The 279-nt window shown below is 67.7% G+C and carries 1 pseudogene; it reads left to right on the plus strand.

The window, feature by feature from the left end:
• Nucleotides 1-279, plus strand: a pseudogene (locus EN861_RS35130) (ATP-dependent DNA helicase RecQ); the annotation flags it as partial.

Below are 279 nucleotides of genomic sequence, written 5' to 3' on the forward strand. Positions count from 1 at the left end.
ATTGCATTTCGCAATGGGGGCCGGCGTTCCGGCGCGAATACGAGGACCTGTCGCGGCTCGGCGGCATCTTCCCGGATGTGCCGGTCATCGCGCTGACGGCGACGGCGGACGAAGGGACGCGCGCCGACATCGAAGCCCGGCTGTTCGCCGGACGCGTCGAGACCCTGGTGCTGGGCTTCGACCGGCCGAACATCAAGCTTGCCATCGAGGCCAAACAGGACAGCAAGCGCCAGTTGCTGCGCTTCGTCGAGCGGCATCCCGGCCGCAGCGGCATCGTCT

Source organism: Mesorhizobium sp. M8A.F.Ca.ET.218.01.1.1 (genome assembly GCF_004791165.1).
Lineage (GTDB): Bacteria > Pseudomonadota > Alphaproteobacteria > Rhizobiales > Rhizobiaceae > Mesorhizobium.